The following is a 23722-nucleotide window of genomic DNA, read 5'->3' on the forward strand; positions in this document are numbered from 1 at the left end:
TGGGACAAGGAACTCGTGGACGCCGCCACGGCGCGCATGGTCAACCGCCCCGCCTCGCTCGACACGATCGTCGCGACCAACCTGCACGCCGACATTCTCAGCGACCTCGCGGCCGCGCTCGCGGGCAGCCTCGGCATTGCGCCGACCGGCAACATCGACCCCGAGCGGCGTTATCCGTCGATGTTCGAGCCGATCCACGGTTCGGCCTTCGACATCATGGGCAAGGGGCTCGCCAATCCCATCGGCACGTTCTGGTCGGTCGTGATGCTGCTCGAACACCTCGGCGAGCACGAGGCCGCCGCGCACGTGATGCAGGCCATCGAAACCGTGACGGCCAACCCCGCGCTGCATACGGGCGACCTGGGCGGCAACGCCACCACGAAGCAGGTGACCGACGCCGTCTGCGCCCTGCTCGAAAAGACGACCGCACCCGCCTAAGCGGCACCGCATCCTGTCTTCGCCCTGACGGGCGCGCGCTAGCGCAGCGCCACCGTCAGCGGCGACGGCTCCCCCCTCACCGCGATTCGACGGCGCACGCGCCGTCGTGGTGACGCTCGCCCTCAAGAAACGAAGGAGACCGTGTGTCCTGCCTCCCCGCCCTCCCCATGCACGCTTTCGAGGCCTGAACCGCACATGCAAAGCCGTTCCCCCACCTCGCCGCGCGGGGCCGCCCCAGTCGACATCCCCCGGCTACTCGAAGACATGTTCGCCGCCGCCGTGGCCGTCGCCCAGCCCGAATTGCGCGTGCGTGCCTTCCTGCCCGAGCCGCCGCGCGGCAAGACGCTCGTGATCGGCGCCGGCAAGGCGTCCGCCGCCATGGCTCGCGCGCTCGAAGCGCACTGGCATGGACCGCTCGAAGGCCTCGTCGTCACGCGCTACGGCTATGGCGTGCCGTGCGAGCGCATCGAGGTCGTCGAAGCCGCGCATCCGGTACCCGACGAAGCCGGTTTGCGCGCGGCGCAGCGCATGCTCGAATGCGTCTCGGGACTGAGCGAAGACGATCTCGTGATCTGCCTGATTTCGGGCGGCGGCTCCGCACTGCTGCCCCTGCCGGCGCCCGGCCTCACGCTCGAAGCGAAGCAGGCCATCAACCGCGCGCTGCTCGCGAGCGGCGCGACCATCGCCGAAATGAACTGCGTGCGCCGCCATCTTTCCGCGATCAAGGGTGGCCGTCTCGCGGCCGCGTGCCATCCCGCGCGCGTCGTCAACCTGATCATCTCCGACGTCCCCGCAGACAGCGCCGCCGACGTCGCCTCCGGACCGACCGTGCCCGACGCGACGACCTGCGCCGACGCACTCGGCATTCTCGAGCGCTACGCGATCGACGTGCCGGATCCATTGCGCGCACAACTAAAGTCCGCTGAACTGGAAACACTCAAACCCGGCGACGCCAGGCTGTCGCGCGTGGAATCTCATTTCATCGCCACGCCGCAAATGGCGCTCGAAGCCGCCGCGCAATGCGCCGCGAAGCAAGGCGTCGACGTGCATATTCTCGGCGATTCGATTGAAGGCGAGGCCCGCGAAGTCGGCACGGTCATGGCGGGCATCGCCAGGCAAATCGCACAGCGCGGCCAGCCATTCAGGACACCTTGCATTCTGCTCTCCGGCGGCGAGACCACGGTGACCGTGCGCGGCACGGGTCGCGGCGGGCGCAATGTCGAGTTCCTGCTTTCGCTCGGGCTTGCCCTGAACGGTCTGCCTCAAGTCCACGCGCTTGCCGGCGACACCGACGGCGTTGACGGTCAGGAAGACATCGCGGGCGCGCGCCTCGCGCCCGACACGCTTGCCCGTGCGCGCGCCGCCGGAATCGACCCGGCCGCCAGCCTCGACAACAACGACGGCCACGGCTTCTTCCAGGCGCTCGGGGACTCGCTCGTCACCGGCCCGACCCACACCAACGTCAACGACTTTCGCGCGATCTATATCGGCGGTGAAACCGCCACGGCTTAAGGAACCCTCGTCATGCGCCGCACCCGTAATGCCAAAATCGTCGCCACGCTGGGACCTGCCAGCACGCGACGCGAAACGATCGAAGCGCTTTTTCATGCGGGCGCCGATGTATTTCGCCTGAATTTCAGTCACGGCACCCAGGAGGACCATCGAGCGCGGCTCGAAGTCATCCGCGCGATCGAGCGAGAAGTCGGCCGCCCCATCGGCGTGCTGCTCGATCTGCAAGGGCCGAAGCTGCGCGTCGGCACCTTCGCAAACGGACCCGTGCGTCTCGAAGCGGGCGCTGCGTTCCGGCTCGACCTCGCACGCGAGCAGCCGGGCAGCATCGAGCGCGTCGCGCTCCCCCATCCGGAAATCTTCGCGGCAATCCAGCCCGGCACGACGCTGCTGCTCGACGATGGCCGCATTCAGTTGCGCGTCGAGCGTTGCGACGCGGAGTCGGCCGATACGGTTGTCGTGATCGGCGGCACGCTCTCCGAGCGCAAGGGCGTCAACGTGCCCGACGTGGTGCTGCCGCTTTCTGCGTTGACGGAAAAGGATCGACGCGATCTCGCGTTCGGTCTCGAACTGGGCGTCGACTGGGTCGCGCTGTCGTTCGTGCAGCGCGTGGAAGACCTGCGCGAAGTCCGCGAGATCGTGCAGGGTCGCGCGGCACTGCTCGCCAAGCTGGAAAAGCCCGCCGCCATCGGCAGCCTCGAAGCGATTGTCGAGGAGGCCGACGCGATCATGGTCGCGCGCGGCGACCTGGGCGTCGAGGTGCCCGCCGAACAGGTTCCGGCCATCCAGAAGCGCATCCTGCGGACCTGCCGCAAGCTCGGCAAGCCTGTGATCGTCGCGACGCAGATGCTCGAATCGATGGTCAGCGCGCCGGTCCCCACGCGCGCGGAAGCCTCCGACGTCGCCACGGCGATCTACGACGGCGCCGACGCCGTGATGCTCTCCGCCGAATCCGCGAGCGGCCAGTATCCCGTCGAAGCCGTGCGCACGATGGACCGCATCATCGCGCGCACCGAAAGCGATCCGTACTACCGCGAGGTTATCGCTGCCTCGCATGCGGCGCCGCGCGCCGTGGTGCCCGATGCGATCGGATTCGCGGTGCGCCACGTCACGCAGTTGCTGGACGCGGTCGCAACGGTTGCCTACACGAGTTCGGGCTACTCCGCGCTGCGTATGGCGCGCGAGCGGCCCTGCGTGCCGATTGTCGGCATGACGCCGCATCTCGCGGTCGCGCGCCGGCTCACGCTCGCCTGGGGCGTGCACCCGGTCGTGAGCGAGGAAGCCGGAGATGTCGCGGCGGTCAGCGAACTGGCGTGCGAGACCGTGCGTAGCGCGGGCATCGGCGTGAGCGGGCAGACCGTCGTCATCTCCGCCGGCATGCCGTTCGGCGCCGCCGGCACGACCAACCTCATGCGCATCGCGCAAATCCAGTGAGCGTCGACATGGCACGTATCCAAAACATCGAAGGATTCGAACTGCTCGATTCGCGCGGCAACCCCACCGTCGCCGCGCGTGTGAGTCTGCATGACGGCTCGCAGGGCTTCGCCATCGTTCCGTCCGGCGCGTCGACGGGTGAGCGCGAAGCCGTCGAGCTGCGCGACAAGGACCCGCAGCGCTACGGCGGCAAAGGCGTGCGTCAGGCCGTGGCGCATGTGAATGGCGCGTTGCGCAACGCGCTGCTCGATCAGGACGCCACGGCGCAGGAACGCATCGACCGCATCATGATCGACCTCGACGGGTCACCGGGAAAACAGCGGCTCGGCGCGAATGCGCTGCTCGCTGTCTCGCTGGCGAGCGCAAGAGCGGCGGCGCAAGCCGCGGGCGCCCCACTCTACCGCTTCCTCTCGATGAACACCTCGCCCACGTTGCCGTTGCCGATGATGAACATCCTCAACGGCGGCGCCCACGCGGACAACAGCGTCGATATTCAGGAGTTCATGATATTGCCGGTTGGCGCGCCGAGCTTCACGGAGGCGATCCGCTGGGGCGTGGAGGTTTTCCACGCGTTGCGCAGCACGCTGCGCAAGCAGGGGCTAAGCACCGGCGTGGGCGACGAAGGTGGCTTCGCGCCCGACCTGCCTTCCAGCGCCGCCGCGCTCGACACGATCATGGACGCGATTGCGCTGGCCGGCTTCAGGGCCGGCCGTGACATAGCGCTCGCCCTCGACGTCGCCAGCTCCGAGTTTTATGCCGAAGACCGCTATACGCTCGCCTCGGAACAACGCAGCTTCGACGCCGATGGCTTCGCGGCGTATCTCGAAGCGCTCGTCAACCGCTATCCGATTGTCTCCATCGAAGACGGCATGGCGGAGAACGACTGGAACGGTTGGCGCTTGCTGACCCAACGGCTTGGCCAGCGCGTGCAACTCGTAGGCGACGACCTGTTTGTCACCGACGCATGCACGCTCCAGGAAGGCATTGGCCAGCAAATCGCCAACGCCATTCTCGTCAAGCCCAACCAGATCGGCACGCTCACAGAAACGCTCGATGCGATTGCAACCGCGACGGCAGCCGGCTATGCGTCGGTCGTCTCGCATCGCTCCGGCGACAGCGAAGACACCACCATTGCGGATCTCAGCGTGTGTACGGCCGCTTCGCAGATCAAGACGGGCTCGCTGTGCCGCTCCGACCGGGTGTCGAAGTACAACCGCTTGCTCATGATCGAGGCGGAACTCGGCGACGCCGCAGCATGGAAGCCCGGCGACGTGTTCAGCCGTTTCAGCGCGCATCAATAACCACGGTTTTCTCGCCATTCCACCACCGCACCGCCACAACGCGTTCAAACAACCGGTGCGACTTCCTTTCAAGGAGGAGACAATGCACTCAGATCAGGATCTCGAATCCCGGGTATCCCGCAAGCTCATGTGGCGCATCATTCCGTTCGTGATGCTGCTCTACTTCGTCAGCTTTCTCGACCGCGTCAATGTCGGCTTCGCGGCGATGACGATGAACAAGGACATCGGACTTTCGCCGGCCGCGTTCGGACTTGGCGGTGGCTTGTTCTTCGTCGGCTACTTCCTGTTCGAGGTGCCGTCCAATCTCATCCTGCATCGCGTGGGCGCGCGGATATGGATTGCGCGAGTCATGATCACGTGGGGCATCGTGTCGGCCGCCTCGGCCTTCGTATCCGGCCCGACCAGCTTTTATGTCCTGCGTTTCCTGCTCGGCGTGGCGGAAGCCGGCTTCTTCCCCGGCATCATTCTCTATCTGAGCCTCTGGTTTCCGACGAAGCAACGCGCCGTAGCCGCAGCCTGGTTCATGGCAGCGGCGCCGCTGTCCACCGCGCTCGGCTCGCCGGTCTCGGGCGCCATCATGCAACTGCCGCCGATGTTCGGTCTTGCTGACTGGCAGCTTCTTTACATCATCGAGGCCGTTCCGGCCGTGGTGCTCGGCTTCGTGGTCCTCAAGCGTCTGATCGACTCGCCAAGGCAAGCGACATGGCTGCACGCGGATGAACGTGACTGGCTCATCGCCAGGTTAAAGGAGGAAGCGGATCTTCGGGAAAGCCACGCGGGCCACACGACTGGCGCGCTCAAGGCGCTGCTCGATCCCCGTGTGCTCGCGCTTGCGCTGATCTATTTCGGCACGTCTGCCGGGCTCTACACGCTCGGTCTCTGGGCCCCGTTGATGATCGGCCAGTTCGGCTTCAACTCACTGCAAACGGGGCTCATCAACGCCATTCCCAGCCTCATCGCCATCGTCGTCATGGTTCTTTGGGCGCGCCACTCCGACCGCACGGGTGAACGCACCTGGCACGTGGTCATCCCTTGCGTGCTTGCATGCCTGGCCTTCGTTCTTGCAGGCCAAGCCAATACGGCGCTGATGATCGTGCTCGCACTGACTGTCGTGAACGTTGGCATCAGTGCCGCAAAGGCTCCGCTTTGGGCCATGCCGAGCCTATTTCTTTCGGGTGCGGGCGCCGCGGCAGGCATCGCGTCGATCAACTCCATCGGCAATCTCGGCGGCTTTGTGGGCCCGGCCGTGATTGGGTGGCTGAAAGGCATGACGGGCAGCTACACGCTTGGGCTCTATGTCGTCGCGGCGACGCTCGCGGTTTCCGCCGTCATGACGCTGCTGCTGAGCCGAAAGGCAAGTCAGCAACCTCTTATCAGCCAGGTTAGGCACGATCATTGAGGTGAACGCTGGACTGTCGGAGCGTGGCGGCTAGGACAGTCCGGTTCCAGATCGACGGGAGCGGTGGCGGCATTCCGAAATCGGGCACGTTGGTGCCGGGCGTTATGAAAACACCGCCCTGATTGCGAGCCACCACCCCACACACGAAAAGTATTCGCTCAACCGCCCGCTTCCCGCAGTTCGATGAGCAGATCCTTCGCAGCAACACGATCCCCTGCCTGGACGTGCACGGCCGCTATCACGCAGTCGCGCTCAGCCGCGATATGCGTCTCCATCTTCATGGCCTCCAGCGCGATCAGCGTGCTGCCGGCGGCAACGCGTTGACCGGGTTGAGCCGTCACGGCCACCACGGAGCCTGGCATCGGCGCGGCGACATGCAGCGGGTTCTCCGGATCGGCGACTGCCCGGCCATTGCGTACCGCGGACGCCTGCGCGGCGCGGCGCTGCTCGACGGTCGTCGTGCGCGATTGGCCATTCAGTTCGAACTGGACCTTCACCATGCCCTCGTCACCGTCCGCGTGCTGGCCCTGGAGCGAGACGAGCAGCGTCTTGCCCGCGTCGATGTCGACGGCGATCTCCTCCTGCTGTTGCAGGCCATAGAGGAACGCCGGCGTCGGCAGGACCGACGTGTCGCTATACGTCCGCAGGTGCGCATGGTAGTCAGCCGTCTGCTTCGGGTACATCAGGTACGAAGCCAGTTGCCGGTCGTCGAGCGGATGCTCGCAGGCCGCCTCGCCCTGCGCGCGCGCCGCGGCCAGATCGACCGCGGCAAGCTGGTCGCCAGGCCGGTAGGGCGCGGGGGGGGCGCCGCGCAGGACCTTGCGCGACAAGTCCGCAGGGAAGCCGTCGGGCGGGAAGCCAAGCTCGCCCTTGAAGAGAGACACGACCGACTCCGGAAACGCAATGTCTTTCGCCGCGTCGCGCACGTCGGCAGCGCTCAGGTCGTTCGCCACCATCATGAGCGCCATGTCGCCCACCACCTTGGATGTGGGCGTCACCTTCACGATATCGCCGAACATCCGGTTGACATCGGCATAAGCGCGCGACACTTCGGTCCAGCGATGCTCGATGCCAAGCGAGCGCGCCTGCTCGCGCAAATTCGTGTACTGCCCGCCCGGCATCTCGTGACGGTACACGTCGGCGGTGCCGCTGCGGATGTCCGATTCGAACGGTGCGTAGTAGCGGCGCACGCCTTCCCAGTACATCGACGCTTCATGCAGCCGTTCGAGGCTGAGCCCCGGATCTCGCTCGCTCCCGCTCAGCGCGGCCGCGATACTGGAGAGATTGGGCTGCGACGTCAGCCCGCTCATGGCGTCGAGCGCGCCATCGACTGCGTCGCAGCCCGCCTCGATCGCGGCGAGCGCCGAAGCCGCCGAAATGCCGCTCGTGTCATGCGTATGGAAATGCACCGGCAAGCCGGTCTCCTCCTTGAGCGCTTTCACGAGCGCCGCGGCGGCCTGCGGTCGGCAAATGCCCGCCATGTCCTTGATGCCGAGAATGTGCACCCCGGCTTGCTGGAGTTCGCGTGCGATCCCCACGTAGTATTTCAGGTCATACTTCGGGCGGGCTTGGTCAAACACATCGCCGGTATAGCAGATCGCGCCTTCGCACAGCGCGCCGCTCTCGCGTACGGCGTCGATCGCTACGCGCATGTTGCGCACCCAGTTCAGCGAATCGAATACGCGGAACACGTCTACGCCCGCAACCGCCGCCTGCTGCACGAAAAAGCGCACGACGTTGTCCGCGTAGTTCGTGTAGCCGACGGCATTCGAGCCGCGCAGCAGCATCTGGAAGAGGATATTGGGCACCCGTTCGCGCAATTGCGCGAGGCGTTGCCACGGGTCTTCCTTGAGAAAGCGCAGCGCCACATCGAACGTCGCCCCGCCCCAGCACTCCATTGAAAACAGCTGCGGAAGTTCGCGCGCGTAGAACGGCGCGATCGGCAGCATGTCGGCGGTTCGCATGCGGGTTGCGAACAGCGACTGGTGTGCGTCGCGCATCGTGGTGTCGGTCAGAAGCACTTGTTTCTGATCCAGCATCCACTTCGCAAAACGGTCCGCGCCAAGCTCGCGCAGACGGTCACGCGTGCCCTTTGGCAACGGCACGCCCGTGTCCACACAAGGCAGCACCGGCTTCGACAGCGGCAGCGCGGGCAGCGAGCGGCCCGCCATCTCCGGATGACCGTTGACACTGGTCTCGCCGAGATAGCGCAGCAGCTTGGTGGCGCGGTCGCGCCGTTTCGCAAAGGCGAGCAGCTCGGGCGTGCGATCGATGAATCGCGTGGTGACCTCCGCCCGCCCGAAGGCCGGATGGTTGATGACGTTTTCGAGGAATTGCAGGTTCGACGCCACGCCGCGAATGCGGAACTCGCGCAGCGCACGATCCATGCGTCGAATCGATTCGACGGCCGTCGGCGCCCACGTCGTCACCTTGACCAGCAGTGAATCGTAGTAGGGGGTGATTTCCGCGCCGCCATAGGCCGTGCCCGCGTCGAGACGCACGCCGAAACCCGATGCGCTGCGGTATGCAGACAAGCGCCCATAGTCGGGCAGGAAGCCATTGTCGGGATCTTCGGTCGTGATCCGGCATTGCAGCGCATGGCCATTCAGCGGAATGTCGCCCTGTGCGGGCACGCCCGCCGCGCGCTCGGCAACGGCACCGGTTTCATGCACGCTGTCCTCGATGAGACCGATGCGCCCGCCCTCCGTGATGCGGATCTGCGCCTTGACGATATCGACGCCGGTGATCATTTCCGTCACCGTGTGCTCGACCTGAATGCGCGGATTCACCTCGATGAAATAGAACCGGCCGGTGTCGGCGTCCATGAGGAACTCCACCGTGCCCGCATGCGTGTAGCCGACCGCGCGCATCAGGCGCAGCGCCGCTTCGCAGAGTTCGGCGCGGCCCGCGGGATCGAGGTAGGGCGCGGGCGCCCGTTCGACGACTTTCTGGTTGCGCCGCTGCACCGTGCAGTCGCGTTCGTGGAGATGCACGAGATTGCCGTGCGCGTCGCCGAGCACCTGCACTTCCACATGGCGCGCGTTGCGCACCAGTTTCTCGACATAGACTTCGTCATTGCCGAATGCGGCAAGCGCTTCGCGGCGCGCGGCGGCAATCGACGTGGCGAGATCCTGCTCGCTCTCCAGCACGCGCATGCCGCGGCCGCCGCCGCCCCAACTCGCCTTGAGCATCAACGGGTAGCCGATTTGCGCGGCGAGGCGCTTGCATTGTTCAATGTCGTGCGGCAAGGGATCGGAAGCCGGCATCACCGGTACGCCGGCCGCCACCGCCGCGTTACGCGCCGCGACCTTGTTGCCGAGCATGCGCATCACTTCGGGAGCCGGGCCGACCCAGCGCATGCCCGCATCGATCACCGCCTGGGCGAACTCCGGATTCTCGGAGAGAAAGCCATAGCCGGGATGGATCGCGTCAACGTTTGCCTGCCTCGCGATGCGCAGCACGTCGTCAATGTCGAGATAGGCCGCAAGGGGCTTCTTGCCCTCTCCAACCAGGTAGCTTTCGTCGGACTTGAAGCGATGCAGCGCGAGGCGGTCTTCCTTCGAATAGATGGCGACCGTGCGAATGTCCAGCTCCGCTGCGGCACGCATCACACGGATGGCGATCTCGGAGCGGTTGGCAATGAGCAGCGATTTGATAGGGGCGTAAGTCATGGTGTATGGCTCGCGCCGAGCCGGGCGAGCGAGGTGATGACGATGGATTGGCGGGCCCGGCCGCACTCCGCAGTGCTGTCGAAGGAGATGGCCGGTGTGGAGCGCGCCGGGCGTTGGACGTGTCGAGGCGACGCGCTGCGTCTCAGAGCGGGTCTAACTCGCCGGAGAGCGTGTGCACATCCATCCAGTCGTATTGGTTGTACAAGGTTGCCCACGCCCAGTTCGCGGGGTGGCGCGTGCAACTGCGGCGGCAATCACCGCCCGGGCTGCTCTCCAGCGCTGATGGCGCCGTTCGGCTTGCGCGCGCCAATCGCGCGGCTGCTTCGCTATCGTTCATGTTTGTCTCCTCACTGATGGTTCTGTGTCGGCAACCGCTCCGTTGAAGACAGGCGACGATTTCGCGACTTTCCGCGTGGTGCGGTGGCGGTCCTTTAAGCAAGACGCGCGCCAATTCATGCCACACAAGGAAAAGCTTCATTCCAGGCAGCCTGAACGTTCCGCCACGGCACCCGGATATTTCAAATTTGACGCCGGAGATTGCAGTTTTGAAATCTGGAGGCCATCACAGATCCAGATCGAGGTGGGCAAAGGATGGCTCAGCTTTCGGTGCCAGAATGGCCGCCACACCGTCCAGCACACCCGCCTTGCATCGCGCTCGTGTAGAGGCGAATCCCTCCACCACTACGAAACGCGGAGGCGCCAGTCAAGGCAAGCGCCACAGCGCAGCCGCTGTGCACCGGAAATGCGTCCGTGCGGCGGCGGGAACGTCAGATGGCCGCGGGATGACGCGAGAGCGGTGTGACCTGAATCGACATATACGGAAAAAGCGGCAGCGACGACAGCAGTTGATGCAGCTCGTCGTTGCTTTCGACATCAAAGATGCTGACATTGGCGTATTGGCCGACTACGCGCCATAGATGCGGCCACTTGCCCGTTTCCTGAATCTCGATCGCGCGTGAGCGCTCTGCGGCTTTGATCGTCTCGACCCGTTCGGCATCGAGCGTCTCCGGAATATTAATTTGCATTGCTACGTAATAAAGCATCACCTTCTCCTTGCTTTCATTAAAATAACGGGTTTTTTTCGTGCCGGGGCGTTCCGCCCAGTGCGCTTACAGACCGCACTCGCGCGCCGCGGCTTCGAGGCGCGCCTGCACGGCCACCAACGCCTCGTGCACGTCGTCGAGCCGTTCTTCGCCGTAAGCCTCGGGCGTGCCAATGATGCAGACCGCGCCAAATGCATGGCCATCCGAACCGCGTACCGGAACCGCAAAGGCATAGGAGTTCGGCACGACATAGCCGAAGTTGACGCCGAACCCGTGCCGCTCCGAGCGATCGCGCATTTTCTGTAGCGAGGCGAGGCGCACCGGGCCGTGCCGCTTGATCTCCTGATTCACGTTATCCATGAGAACGGCCGTGGCTTCTTCGGGCGGCAAGGTTTGCAGGATCGCAACGCCGCCGGCCGAAGTGAACAACGGCCGGCGGCCGCCCGGATAGACCATGGCCCCGGTCATCTGCACAGTGCCCGCACGAATGCTGCATACGAAGTCGCTGCCGCTGCGCAACTGGAACAGGGCAATGCCGCCCATGCGCGAAGCGAAGTCCTCGACAATGACCTCCGCGCGCCGCTGGAAAGCGCCATGCTGCGGCAACGCAAGCCCAAGCTCATACATCAGCGGTCCGGGCAGATAGCGGCGGTCGCTCTCGCGCTGCTCGACGAGCCGCTCCTCCACGAGGCAGGCCAGCATGCGGCGCACGGTCGCCTTGTCCTGATCGCAGGCAATGGCGAGGTCGGTCAGTCTCCAGCCAACCAGCGGTCTCGTCGCGATCACCCGCATCAGCCTGATGCCGCGCGCGAGGCTCTGCGTCCCGAAACGCGAGGACACACCGGGCGCGCCGGGCGCTACGGCAACCATGTCTGCGAGGTCCATCTGCCCTTCTCCTTGTTTTGCGCAAGCGGCCCGACCGCGCGGCGCTCTCACTGGCTCCGCGCGCTCAACGCCGATGCGAATACATCGGCTGCCCGGCTACGGGCACGCGCGCGGTGAAAACCGTGCCGGTCCGCGATTCGAGCATGTAGAGCGTATGATTGCCGTCTCCACCGTAGGCGCAATTGGTAGTTGCGAGCCCTTCCGGCGCATCGATGCGGTACAGCGGCTCGCCGCGCGGGCTAAAGAGCCACACCGCGCCGAAGCCGACGTGGCAGACCGCGAGGCCGCCGGCCGCATCGAGCGCAATGCCGTCGGGGCCGCCGCCGCCCGACATCTGGATGTAGACGCCCACCTTCGTGGCGGTGCCATCGGCCATCAAGGGCACGCGCCAGATCGCGTTGTCGCGCGTGACAGCCAGATAGACCGCGGTTTCATCGAGATTGAGGACGAGACCGTTCGGGCTGGGAATGCCCTCCAGCACGAGGTCGAGTTGCCCTGAAGCACGCAGGCGGAAAAGTCTGCCGCTCGGGTCGTGCAGCCCCGTTTGCCCCTGATCGGTGAAATACAGGTCGCCGTTCGAGGCGAAGAACAGATCGTTGCAGCCCTTGAAGCGTTCGAGCCGCGCGCGCTCGAGCAACGGCTCGACCGTGCCGCGCAGCGGGTCCAGCACCATGATGCCGCGCCGGTAGTCGGCAATGAACGCGCGCCCGTCGGGATGGAACTTCAGCCCGTTCGGCTCGCCGTCGTACTCGACCACGAGCTCGACATGGCCCGTCTTGTCGATGCGAAAAATACGGCCCCACGGAATATCCGTGACCCAGAGGTTGCCGTCGCGGTCGAACGACGGCCCTTCAATGAAGAGTTGCGCCTGCGCGCCGTGCAACTGCGTTCTCGTCCAGTCGCAATGCCGGTCCCGCATATGAAACTTCTCGGGAATGCGCGCGAATATCTCAGCCTTCAACTTCTCGGGTGTTGCGAACATGATGATCTCCAGAGGCCCCGGCTCAACCGGCGGCCAGATGATTGGGCAGCCACAGCGCGAGCTCCGGCCACACCATGAGCAGTGAGAGGAGCACGAACATCAGCGCGTGAAAGGGCACGGTGCCGGCCACCACGTCGGCGAGATTCCCGCGTGAGATGCCCTGAATCACGAACAGGTTGATACCGATAGGCGGCGTGATCTGCCCCATTTCGATGAACACCACGACGACCACGCCGAACCACACCGGGTCGATGCCATAGCTCGACAGCAGCGGGTAGAGCAAGGGCACGGTAATCACGATCATGCCGAGGCTTTCCACCAATGCGCCCAGCAACGTGAACAGCACGAAGAGCGCGACGAAGAAGCCCGCCTTGCTCAACTGCATCGAGATGATGAAGCGGGTGATTTCCTCGCCAACGCCTGCAAAAGCCATGGCATACGAGAAGATGAAAGCGGCATACGTGATGAAGAGGATATTGCTGACGGTGAGCATCGAGCGCTTGAGCGCTTCATACAGCACGCGCCACGTCAGCGTGCCGAACACGCGTGCGATGACGAGCGCGAAGAGACAACCGGCGGCCGCCGCCTCGGTGGGCGTGGCAATGCCGCTATAGATCGCGCCCATGATGCCCGCGATCAACAGCATGAAGGGCACGATGTCGAAAATCGCCCGCAGTGCGCTCATGGGCGGTGCGTCGCCGCTATTGTCGGGCGCGATATGCGGACGCAGCAGCGCGGCCACCACCACGTAGGCCATGAACATGAGCGTGAGCGCCACGCCGGGCACGACACCGGCCATGAACAGCTTGACCACGGATGTGTCCGTGAACGACGCATACACGATCATGCCGATCGATGGCGGCACGAGAATGCCGAGCGTGCCGCCCGCAGCCAGCGAGCCTGTGGCCACACGCATATCGTACTTGCGCGCCTTGAGCTGCGGCAGCGCCACTTGCCCGATCGACGCCGCCGTCGCGATGCTCGAACCGCTGACGGCCGCGAACACCGCACAGCCCGCGATATTCGTCTGCAAGAGACCGCCCGGCACGCGCCGCACGAGACGCGCGAGACCGTTGTACACGCGCACGCCAAGCCCGCTGCCCTGAAGGATCTCGGCCATCAGCACGAACAGCGGAATGGCCGTGAGCGTATAGCTGTCCATGCTGCCCCAGCTCGCCATGCCAAGACCGTGCAGCGCCGCCCAACCGCCTTGCAGGAACAGGTAGAGCACGGCGGGCAGAAGAATGGCGAACGGCACGGCCATGCCCGCCGCCAGCAACCCGATGAAGAGAACAAAGATCGTCACGATCAGCACTGCACCATCCATATTCATTCTCCTTCAAGCGCGCCGCGGTTCGACGGACTGGCCGCCACGGATACGGCGCGCGTCGGCGGCCAGCGTGCGGACCAACGCGCAGGCCAGCCCGGCCACGCCCAGCAGCATGGCGGCGCGCGGCAGCCAGAGCGGCGTCATCAGGGAAGTCGCCGCCACGTCACCCGATTGCCATGTGAGCATTTCGAAGCGCACCATTTCGCCGAGCAGCACGCACGCAACCAACAGCGAAAGCGCGTCGAACACGAGCTTCAGCCATGCCTGCGCCGCGCCTCCCAGCCAGCGGCCCACGAACTGCACGCGGTGATACGCATGAAGCGACTGGCCGGACGCCAGCGACAGAAAGCAGATTGCCACCAGCGCATAGCCGCCCACCTCGTTGCTGATCTGCATCGACATGCCGAGCGCCGCGCGCACGAACATTTCGACGCCCATCATCGCCAGCAGGCCAATCACGACGGCGTGCACGACCCAGCGCGCCAGCGTCTCCACCATGCCTTCCGTGGCGGGCGCGGCGTGTCCGGCGTCGAGCTCACACGCGGCCGAGGCAACGTTCATCCCGCCAGCAACGGGCAGGGGTTTGCCGATCTCGCTCATCTCACCTCCCTACCGCAGTGCGCACTTTCTGCAAGGCGCTTTGCAGGTCCGGCCGCCGCTCGCCCCATGCCTTCCAGTACGGACTGATGCGCCGCTCGGCCTCTGCGAGATCCGCCGCGCTCGGCTCGGTGATCACCATGCCGGAAGCGGCCAGCTTCTTCGTGAGCTGGTCGTCTTCCGTCACCATCTGCGTCGTGATGAGCGACGTGTATTTGTCGACCGATGCCTGCACCTTGGCCTGCACCTCGGGAGACAGCGTGTTCCAGGCGTCCTCGTTGACGAGAATGAGCGAGTCGATATAACTGACATTCAATCGGTAGCTATATTTAAGAAGATCGCGCCAGACATAGCCGTATCCCGAGGTTGCCGTGAGCACGCCGTCGATCACGCCACGGTCGAGCGCCGGCGCCACTTCCGCCGGGCCGAGCGTAATCGGAATACCGCCGAGCACCTTGATGAACTGCGCCTGTTCCGGCGATATCACGCGCACCTTCTGGCCTTGCAGGTCCGCGAGCGATGTCAGCTTGCGCTTGGACCACATCACGTTCTCAGGGTAGATATAGCGGCCGAGCAGCACGATATGCTTGGCCCGCAGTTCGTCGCGCAGGTACGGCGCCTCGATGCGCCACGCCTTGTCGAAATCCGCGCGGGTGCCCAGCAGCAGCGGCAGACGCACGAGCCCGCCCACCGGCAGGTTGCCGACGAAGCCCGCGTCGTCGCCCATCTGCACCATGTTGTCGGCAACGGCCTGGGTGATATTGCTCTCGGTGATGGGAAGCGTGCCGCCGACGTTGAGGCGGATATTCAGTTGTCCTCCGGTTTCGGCGCGAATCTCGTCCAGCATGGCCTGCATGCCCTTGACCGGGGTGACGGTCGCGACCGCGTTATACGTGTAGGCCCGCCAGTTCTCAGCGGCGCTCGCGGCGCTCACGCTACAGGCCGCAAGCGCGACGGTGCAGGCATGCATGAGCCAGCGGCTTCGGCAGCCGCGCGTTGTGATCGTCATCGTTGTCTCCGTTTGGTGTTTGTTGGGCCGCCGGTTCATGTCGGCGGCACCAGATAACGATAGCCGCTTCACGTACGCCCGATAACACCGCGCGCGGCCGAAGTTTCGAATGCTGAAACTGTGCGCGAGGCGGCAGGCATTCAGGCGTGGCGCCGGTACGGGTACGAGCGCACTTCAGAGCAGCGAGGCTGCGAGCGCCTTGATACCGATATAAATCATCAGGTACGGCACTACGGCGTCAAGGCGCAGACGGCGTGCTCGAAGCGGCACGCGCAGGCGGCTCGACACCAGCGCAGCCGTGCACAGCAGCAAGGTCATCGGCATGACGACGGCGCATGCGAGCGCCGCTTCGCCGCGACTTCCCTGCGCGAACAGCGGAATATAGAGCGCGATATTGTCGAGGCTTGCCGCAAGGAGAATGAAGAGGCACCGTGCGAAGCGCCGCACGGCACGCTCCGCGTGCGTGCCCGATCGTTCGGGTTCCGGTTCGGCGCAAACGCCCTGCGGCGCCGAGCGCCGTTCGGCGAGGCGCTTGATGCCGAGGGCGAGCGGCACGAGCCCCACGGCCCGCGAGACGGGAAGCGGCAACGCCAGGCACGCACTCGCGCAAGCGAGCGCCAGACCGAGCGAGAGCGCGGCGCAAGCCAGTTTCGCAACGGTGACCTCGCGAGCCGGCACGCGGCGCTCCGCATAAAGACAGACCAGCAGCACGAAGTCGTCGATGCTGGAAGTCACGAACGCGAGCAGGATGGACAGCGTCATGCCGGCTGTCACGGCGGGCACGCTCCAGGCCGTCACGTTCGCCCCGCCTCAATGGGTGCGAGCGGCGCCGAGTGCGGGTTCCTCGCTTTCGTGCGCATCGCCCGCGCGCATGAAGCAGGCGCACAGCGTACCGAGCAAGCCAACGCCGCCGACATAGAACGCAATCGGCGTCAGGCTCGCGTATTGGGCGCTCAACTGGGTGGCGATGATCGGCGCCATGCCGCCCCCGATGGCGGCACCGAGCTGAATGGCGAGCGAAAGGCCCGAGTAACGCAGTTCGGCGGGAAACTGCGCGCTGTAGAACGCCGCCTGCGGCGCATAAACGAGCGGATGAACCACGCCCAGCGCGAGGGCGAGCGCAAGCGTGAGGTAGAACGGATCATGCGTTTCGATCATCGCGATCAACGCGGAAATCGACAGCGCCATGGCCACGCCGCCAATGCGCGCGATGCTGCGGCCGCCGACTTTCGAGCACAGCCAGCCCACCACGATCATGCCCGCCACCTGGCAGCACGCGCCAACCAGCAGCGCGTGCAGCGTGTCGGCCTTGCTGAAGCCGAGTTTCGCCGCATAAGCGATCAGGAAGACCGTAACGGTGTAATAGAGCGTCACTTCACCCAGCTTGTTGCCGATGGTGAGCAGCAGCAGCTTGCCGTGCGCGCGCAGGACCTCCAGCGACGGCACGTTCGCGGTGCGGCGCTGCTTTTGCACTTCGACGAAGTCGGGCGTTTCCGGAATCGACGAGCGGATATAGTAGCCGCCCGCCACGAGCACGATGCTGGCGATGAACGGCAAGCGCCATCCCCAGCTCAGGAAGTCGGCCTCGGGCAATCGCGTGAAGAATGAAAACGACAGCGCCGAAAGGACCAGCCCCATGGGCACGCCCGCGAGCGGCAGCGCGCCGAGTACGCCCTTCCAGCGCGGCGGCGCATGCTCCACGGCCATCAGAATCGCGCCGCCGAATTCGCCGCCGAACGCCACGCCCTGCATCATGCGCAAGAGCACAAGCAAAATGGGCGCGAGCGCGCCGATCGCCGCATAACCCGGAACGAGCCCGATGCCCAGCGTGGAAATGCCCATGAGGATGAGGCTGATGGAAAGCATGGCCTTGCGGCCGACGCGGTCGCCGTAGTGGCCGAAGATCACGCCACCCACGGGCCTCGCGAGCAAGCCGGTGGCAAACGTCGCAAACGAGGCGATGGTGGCCGTGGTCGGATCGAGATTCGCGAAAAATACCTTCCCGAAGACCAGTGCCGAGGCCGTGCCGTAGGCGAGAAAATCGAAACCTTCAATGGTCGACCCGGCCACGGCGGCCACGCACACTCGCCAGAGCGCTGGCCGCGCGCTCCCGTCGTTCGTCATGTTCATCATGTCTCCTCGCGCTCGCTTCCATACGACGCCGATCCGGTGCGAGCCGCTTGTCTTGTTGGTTGTCCGGTTGCTTGTCCGGTTGCCCGGTATTGCGCCGGGAGAGCCCCGGCGTGCAGAACCGCTCAGGCGTTGAAGTTCAGTTCGAGTCCCGGCGCATCCCAGTCGAGCTCGACCAGCCGGCCGGTATGCGAGAGCGTCACATAAGCCTTGCGCATGCCGTGCCCGCCAAAGCAGATGTTCGTGGGATACGCTTCGGGCATGGCCACCTGGCGCACGACCTGCCCTTCGGGGCTGATCACCGTCACCTGCCCGGCGATCAGCGTGCCCACGCAGAGGTTGCCGCCCGCCTCCAGCGCGAGGCTGTCGAAGCGCTGGTAGCCCGGCAAGCCGCACACCAGCCGGCCGCCGTTCGGCGAGGGAAAGCCGTGCCTCTCCACGCTGCCCGGCTCGCGGATCGAGAACGCCCACAGCCGCGACGTTTCGGTTTCTGCCACATAGAGCGTGCGCTGGTCGGGCGAGAGACCAATGCCATTCGGATTCGCGATGGGATGCACGACCTCCCGGATCGAGCGCCCATCGGGCAAGGCGTAATACACGCTGCCCGTGTCGCGGCTGCGCTTGCGGATCTTGCCGAAATCCGTGAAATAAAAGCCGCCGTAGGCGTCGAACACGAGATCGTTCGGGGCGCTCAGCGCCACGTCGCCGCAGCGGGTATAGAGCGTCGTGACCTCCCCCGTATGCGGATCGACGCGCTGGATGGAGCCGCTCACGTAGTCGGCGGGCAACTCGCCGTGAATGACGTGGGTTTCACCGTCGACCTCGCGGGTGAGGAAACCACCGTTGTTGCAGACGTACAGCGCGCCATCGGGGCCCACGGCGAGACCGTTGGGGCCGCCACCGGTTTTCGCGACTTCCGTGACGACGCCGGTGCGGCTCACCCGCGATACGCGCCCCGCGGCGATCTCGACGAAGCAGACGGAGCCATCGGCCATTGCGACCGGACCTTCGGGAAATTTCAAACCTTCTGCTAATACCTTCATGTGATGGGTGCCTCGGCGCGGGATCGATGGGTTATGTGGATGCCTGGTTTGCCGCTTGTCGAGCGGGCCAGCGTGGATTCATGTTAGCCCTTTCCCTTTCTGGCAAGGACCGCCGCCACGGGCCGTTGTTTCACATGTTGAACCTTGTGCCGACAACGTCCCGGGACGCATGCGCGTGGGTGTGTTCAGGAGAGGGAATCCGCCAGGATGGCTTGCCCCTGCTTCAGCACGAAGTCGCCGATATCGGCAATGGCGGCGGCGGTTCCCGCGGAGCCGGGGCGGCGCGTGATGAAACTCTCCGCTTCGCCGGCATAGAGCTGCAACGTCAAGGTACCGCCCGCACGGCGCCAGGCGGCCACGAACCGGTCGAGATGGGCGCGCGGATGCACGATGTCGTCTTCACCCTGGATATAGAGCAGAGGGGGCATTTCGAACCCCTCGCCGCGCTCCAGTGCGGCCGCCGGGCTGCCCTCGCCCATTGCCTCTTCGGTTAGCCAGTACTTCTCCTGGTCCGGGATCACGCGATCGATCGCTTCGGGATACGGCTTGCCGCTCGCCTGCAACGCCTTGGCATAGCGATAGCGGCCAAGCGGGTCGATGACCGGCCAGCACGCGACGACGAAGGCCACGCCCGCGTCAACGTTCGCCGGCGGCGCAGACGGCTCGGGCGGCTCGGCCGCGAATAGCGGTTCGCGCGGCCGCATGGCCGTCACGACGGCCTGATGAGCGCCGCTCGAAACGCCGAGCAAGCCCACCAGCTCGGGCCGCGTGCGCCATTGCGAGGCTGTCGCCTTCACCCAGCGCACCGCGTGATTGATATCGCGCAGCGACGCGGGAAAGCTGCCTTCCGGCGGCATCGTGAAATCGATGGCGGCAACCGCGATGCCGCGCCGTGCAAGCGTCACGTTCAGATTGTGCTCGTCGAGCCGGCTGCCCCGGCACCAGGCGCCGCCGTGAATTTCGACGACCATGGGAAACGGGCCCGCCCCCTGGGGCAGATAGAGCCGGGCCTTCATCGGCGTGCCGGCCTTGTTGAGATAATCGACGTCGCGAACCTCGACGTCGAACGATGGACTTCCTGCTTGATTCATGACGAACTCCGGTAGTGTCGTGCGTTGCCCTCGCGCTCAGGCAACGCCGCCGTGACAGATGTATTTGCTGTCGAGATACTCATCGAGCCCGTAAAACGAGCCTTCCTTGCCGAAACCCGATTCCTTTACGCCGCCGAACGGCGCAACTTCGGTCGAGATCAGCCCTTCATTCACGCCAATGATTCCGTACTCGAGCTCACGCTCGATGCGGTGGCCGCGGCGCATGTTCTGCGTGTAGACGTAGGCGGCCAGACCATAGCGCGTGGCGTTTGCGAGCCGGATGACCTCGTCTTCCGTATCGAAGCGCGTGATCGCGGCCACCGGCCCGAAGATCTCTTCGCGCGAGATCTGCATCGACGGCTGTACCCCGGTGAGAACCGTGGGCGCATAGAACGATCCGCCCGCCGGCGCCCGCACGACGAGATCGGCCGTTGCGCCCGCATCGATCGCCTGCATGACGAGCCGCTCCACCTTCTCGACCGCGGCGTGGTTGACGAGCGGCCCGATCGTCGTGCCCTCGGCATAGCCGTCGCCTACCCGCAGGTCCGCCACGGCCGCCTTCAGGCGTGCGACGAACGCGTCGTGAATACCCCGCTGCACAAAGAAGCGATTGACGCACACGCAGGTTTGCCCGGCGTTCCTGAACTTCGAGGCCTTCGCCCCCGCCACCGCCGCTTCGACGTCGGCGTCGTCGAAAACGATGAACGGCGCATTGCCGCCAAGCTCCAGCGAGAGCTTTTTGAGCGTGCCGGCGGCGTTTGCCATCAGCGACTTGCCCACCGCCGTCGACCCCGTAAACGAAATCTTGCGGATCAGATGACTCTCGCAGAACGCCTCGCCGATCATCCGCGCTTCGCCCGTCAGCACCGACAACACGCCCTGCGGCAAGCCCGCGCGCTCGGCCAGCACGCATAGCGCCAGCGCGGAAAACGGCGTTTGCGGCGCCGGCTTGAGCAGGACGGTGCAGCCCGCGGCAATGGCGGGCGCGACCTTGCGCGTGACCATCGCCGAAGGGAAGTTCCACGGCGTGATGGCCGCGCACACGCCCAGCGGTTCCTTGATGACCTTGATGCGCTGACCGCGCCTCGGCTCGGGAATCGTGTGGCCGTAGCCGCGCTTTGCCTCCTCGCCGAACCATTCGAGAAAGCTGGCCGCATAGGCGATCTCGCCGCGCGCTTCCGCCAGCGGCTTGCCCTGCTCGGCGGTCATGATCCAGGCGAGATCGTCCGCGTTGGCCATGACGAGATCGGCCCAGCGGCGCAGCACCGCCGCGCGCTCCTTGCCGGTATGCTCGCGCCAGGCGCCAAACGCGGCGTGCGCCGACTCGATTGCCTGCTCCACTTCGGCGAGCGCGAGCATGGGTTGCTCGCCCACGCGTTCGCCGTTGGCGGGGTTGCTTACCGTTGCGCCGTCGTTGCGAACCGGCCGCCACGCGCCGGCAACGAACGCGGCCTCGCGCAACAGTCCGGGGTCTTTGAGCTTCATGTCAGGTCCCTCATAGGTATGCCTCGCGTCGCCGCGAAACCGTTGCTCATGCAGCCGATGCCGCCTGGCCGCGCACTTCCACGCCAGCCCACTGCTCGATGGTCTTGACAATCGTGGTGGTGTTCTCGTGCGGCCCGACCTGGACCACGGTCTGCATCCACAACCGGTCCACCGCCGTGGCCACCCAGAGCGGCACCTGAAGCGTTTCCGCCATCTCCATGCAAAGCTTGAGGTCCTTGCGCATCAGGGCGTTCGCAAAGCCGTTGTCGAACTTGCGCGTGAGCACGAACTTCGGAAAGCGCTCCTCCGTGGAGGGGTTGCGCCCGGAGCCCTTGTTGAGCACCTTGAGCATGGTGTCCGGATCGAGCCCTGCCTTCACGCCCAGCACCATGGCCTCGGCGGTGATCGCCATATGCGTGGCCGCCAGCACGTTGTTGATAAGCTTCAGACTTTGCCCCATGCCGGGCCTCGCACCGACGACTTCGACTTGCCCCAGATGCGCAAGCAGCGGCATGACCTGCGCGAGCACCGCCTCGGCCCCGGCGGCGATGAACACCAGCTTGCCGCTGGCCGCGCCCGTCACGCCGCCCGTCACGGGCGCATCGACCACGCCCACGCCGCCGCGCGCGAGCCGTTCCGCCACTTCCTCCGACGTTTGCGGGCCGGTGGTGGAGAGGTCGACATAAATCCGCATCATCTCGCCTTCGCACAGGCCGTCCGGCCCCGTCGCCACCTTCCTCACCACGTCGGGCGTGGGCAGGCTCACGAGCACGATGCGCGCGCGCTCCGCCACCTCGCGCGGCGACTGAGCCACCGTCACCTTGCGGTCCGCAAAGCGAGCAAGCGCCTCCGGCCGCGTGTCGTAAATCACCAGTTCGTGCCCGGTATCGAGCAGCCGCGAAGCGATCGGCCCGCCCATGCTGCCCACGCCTACAAATCCAATGACCTCGTTCATGTCACTCTCTCCAGTGGAATTCAACACTTTCGTTAGCATGCCGAATTTATTTCGATCGGCACGCGCCTTTTACGTGCATGCATCGCGCTGCGTTCAGGCCGCCGCGCCCAACCTCGCGGCCAGCATGGCGGGCTCGATCGCCTGCCTCTCCGGCGCGGCGCCATCGCGCCCGGCTTGCCACAAATAGCGCGCGTCGAGCTCACTGAACGCCGCGCAGCCGATCTGCGCCATCACCATGTCGATCTCGCTGCGCATGATATGCAGCGCGCGCGCCACGCCCGCCTCGCCAGCCGCCGCGACGCCATAGAGCGAAGGCCGGCCGAATACCGCGGAGCTTGCACCGAGGCAGCGCGCGATCACCACGTCGGAGCCGCGCCTCACGCCGCTGTCGAGAATCAGCTCCACACGCTCGCCCACGGCGGCGCGGATCGCGGGCAGCATCTCCAGCGGCGACGGCGCGGCGTCGAGCTGGCGGCCGCCGTGGTTCGACACCACGAGGCCGTCCGCGCCGACGCGCACGGCCTCGAGCGCGTCTTCGGGGTGGAGCAGGCCCTTGATCACGAGCGGGCCGCTCCACGCCTCGCGAATGCGGTGCAGATGGTCCCAGCAGACCATGGGCGCCGGCGTCAGCGTGCCGAACATGTCGGCGACCTGCGCCGCGCTGGCGCCTTCGGGTGCATAGGGCTGCCAGTTGCGCATCATCGGAATGCCGCCGGTGCGCAGGTAGCGCAGCACCCAGGCCGGGTGGCCGAGCGCCTCCAGCACGACGCCGGGCGTCATGCGAAACGGCCGCGAAAAACCGTTGCGGCGATTGCGCTCGCGATTGGCGTTGACGGGCACGTCGATCGTCACGACCAGCACGCGCACGTTCGCCCGTGTGGCGCGGCGCACGAAATCGGCATTGATGTGCGTGTCGCTCGTGCAATACATCTGAAACCACACGTTGCCGGGCGCGAGCGCCGCCGTTTCTTCGAGCGAGGCGTTGCTCGAACTCGACAGCAGGAACGGCACGTTCGCTTCGCGCGCGGCCGCCGCCTGCATGAGATCCGCGTCGGGGCGCCAAAGCCCCGCGAGGCCCGTGGGCGAAATGCCAATCGGGCTCGCGTAGGTCTGCCCGAACAGCACGACGCTCTGATCGCGGCGGCTGACGTTGCGCAGATAGCGCGGCACGAGACAGTGGCGCGAGAACGCGTCGCGGTTGCGCTGCAAGCAGCGCTCGTCGTCCGCGCCGCCGTCGATGAAGTCGAACGCAATGCGCGGCAGCTTGCGCCGGGCCTGCTGGCGCAGGTCTTCGAGATTGATGGCTGTTTGATTCTTCATGCTCGAAATCCGATGGGACGAGTCCTTACCTTATGTGCACCGGGAAAACCTGTGAAGCCGTGCCGCCCTCGACAGTTTCACATGTTGAACCCGGCGTGCA

The 23722-nt window shown here is 65.6% G+C and carries 20 protein-coding genes; 5 read left to right on the forward strand and 15 right to left on the reverse strand.

Features of this window, described 5'->3' with window-relative positions; genetic code table 11:
• From C7402_RS20910 to C7402_RS20930, 5 genes are all read left to right on the forward strand, one after another.
• A partial coding sequence (locus C7402_RS20910) for an isocitrate/isopropylmalate family dehydrogenase (protein WP_244314892.1) occupies positions 1-438 on the forward strand: 438 nt, incomplete at its 5' end.
• Between the two features lie 195 nt (positions 439-633).
• Positions 634-1950 (forward strand): glycerate kinase type-2 family protein, encoded by a 1317-nt coding sequence (locus C7402_RS20915; RefSeq protein WP_116611931.1) that lies wholly within the window; start codon positions 634-636, stop codon positions 1948-1950.
• Positions 1951-1962: 12 nt separating this feature from the next.
• Positions 1963-3381, forward strand: coding sequence for a pyruvate kinase (gene pyk, locus C7402_RS20920; RefSeq protein WP_116611932.1), 1419 nt, complete (start codon positions 1963-1965; stop codon positions 3379-3381).
• Between the two features lie 8 nt (positions 3382-3389).
• On the forward strand, positions 3390-4682 hold the full coding sequence (eno, locus tag C7402_RS20925; protein WP_116612174.1) for a phosphopyruvate hydratase: 1293 nt from the start codon (positions 3390-3392) through the stop codon (positions 4680-4682).
• 82 nt (positions 4683-4764) lie between these two features.
• Positions 4765-6081 (forward strand): MFS transporter, encoded by a 1317-nt coding sequence (locus tag C7402_RS20930; protein ID WP_116611933.1) that lies wholly within the window; start codon positions 4765-4767, stop codon positions 6079-6081.
• 158 nt (positions 6082-6239) lie between these two features.
• Here the strand turns inward: C7402_RS20930 and C7402_RS20935 are convergent, their stop codons facing one another.
• From C7402_RS20935 to C7402_RS21000, 15 genes are all read right to left on the reverse strand, one after another.
• Positions 6240-9752, reverse strand: a complete 3513-nt coding sequence (locus C7402_RS20935) for a pyruvate carboxylase (protein WP_116611934.1) — start codon at positions 9750-9752, stop codon at positions 6240-6242.
• Positions 9753-9894: 142 nt separating this feature from the next.
• On the reverse strand, positions 9895-10089 hold the full coding sequence (locus C7402_RS46335; protein ID WP_133254518.1) for a hypothetical protein: 195 nt from the start codon (positions 10087-10089) through the stop codon (positions 9895-9897).
• A 430-nt stretch (positions 10090-10519) separates the two neighbouring features.
• Positions 10520-10795, reverse strand: coding sequence for a muconolactone Delta-isomerase (catC, locus tag C7402_RS20940; protein ID WP_112171816.1), 276 nt, complete (start codon positions 10793-10795; stop codon positions 10520-10522).
• A 66-nt stretch (positions 10796-10861) separates the two neighbouring features.
• Positions 10862-11680, reverse strand: coding sequence for an IclR family transcriptional regulator (locus C7402_RS20945; protein WP_112171815.1), 819 nt, complete (start codon positions 11678-11680; stop codon positions 10862-10864).
• A gap of 64 nt (positions 11681-11744) precedes the next feature.
• Positions 11745-12662 (reverse strand): SMP-30/gluconolactonase/LRE family protein, encoded by a 918-nt coding sequence (locus tag C7402_RS20950; protein ID WP_112171814.1) that lies wholly within the window; start codon positions 12660-12662, stop codon positions 11745-11747.
• 22 nt (positions 12663-12684) lie between these two features.
• Positions 12685-13989, reverse strand: coding sequence for a TRAP transporter large permease (locus C7402_RS20955; RefSeq protein WP_116611935.1), 1305 nt, complete (start codon positions 13987-13989; stop codon positions 12685-12687).
• Positions 13990-14001: 12 nt separating this feature from the next.
• Positions 14002-14592: a TRAP transporter small permease subunit gene (locus C7402_RS20960; RefSeq protein WP_116611936.1), complete on the reverse strand. Its 591-nt coding sequence runs from the start codon at positions 14590-14592 to the stop codon at positions 14002-14004.
• Between the two features lies 1 nt (position 14593).
• Entirely contained in the window at positions 14594-15598 is a 1005-nt protein-coding gene (gene dctP, locus C7402_RS20965; RefSeq protein WP_208948964.1) for a TRAP transporter substrate-binding protein DctP, read from the reverse strand.
• Positions 15599-15772: 174 nt separating this feature from the next.
• Positions 15773-16396, reverse strand: coding sequence for a cadmium resistance transporter (locus C7402_RS20970; protein ID WP_116611937.1), 624 nt, complete (start codon positions 16394-16396; stop codon positions 15773-15775).
• 12 nt (positions 16397-16408) lie between these two features.
• Positions 16409-17728, reverse strand: coding sequence for an MFS transporter (locus C7402_RS20975; protein ID WP_244314893.1), 1320 nt, complete (start codon positions 17726-17728; stop codon positions 16409-16411).
• A 125-nt stretch (positions 17729-17853) separates the two neighbouring features.
• Positions 17854-18771: an SMP-30/gluconolactonase/LRE family protein gene (locus tag C7402_RS20980; protein WP_112171809.1), complete on the reverse strand. Its 918-nt coding sequence runs from the start codon at positions 18769-18771 to the stop codon at positions 17854-17856.
• A gap of 185 nt (positions 18772-18956) precedes the next feature.
• A complete protein-coding gene (locus C7402_RS20985; protein WP_116611939.1) occupies positions 18957-19862 on the reverse strand; it encodes an alpha/beta hydrolase in 906 nt (301 codons plus the stop codon).
• A gap of 36 nt (positions 19863-19898) precedes the next feature.
• Entirely contained in the window at positions 19899-21347 is a 1449-nt protein-coding gene (locus C7402_RS20990) for an NAD-dependent succinate-semialdehyde dehydrogenase (RefSeq protein ID WP_116611940.1), read from the reverse strand.
• 46 nt (positions 21348-21393) lie between these two features.
• Positions 21394-22302: an NAD(P)-dependent oxidoreductase gene (locus C7402_RS20995; RefSeq protein WP_116611941.1), complete on the reverse strand. Its 909-nt coding sequence runs from the start codon at positions 22300-22302 to the stop codon at positions 21394-21396.
• A gap of 93 nt (positions 22303-22395) precedes the next feature.
• A complete protein-coding gene (locus tag C7402_RS21000) occupies positions 22396-23622 on the reverse strand; it encodes an alpha-hydroxy acid oxidase (protein WP_116611942.1) in 1227 nt (408 codons plus the stop codon).
• Positions 23623-23722: the final 100 nt, after the last annotated feature.

Origin of the sequence: Paraburkholderia unamae, assembly GCF_003096875.1 — a bacterium.
Taxonomy (GTDB): Bacteria; Pseudomonadota; Gammaproteobacteria; order Burkholderiales; family Burkholderiaceae; genus Paraburkholderia; species Paraburkholderia unamae.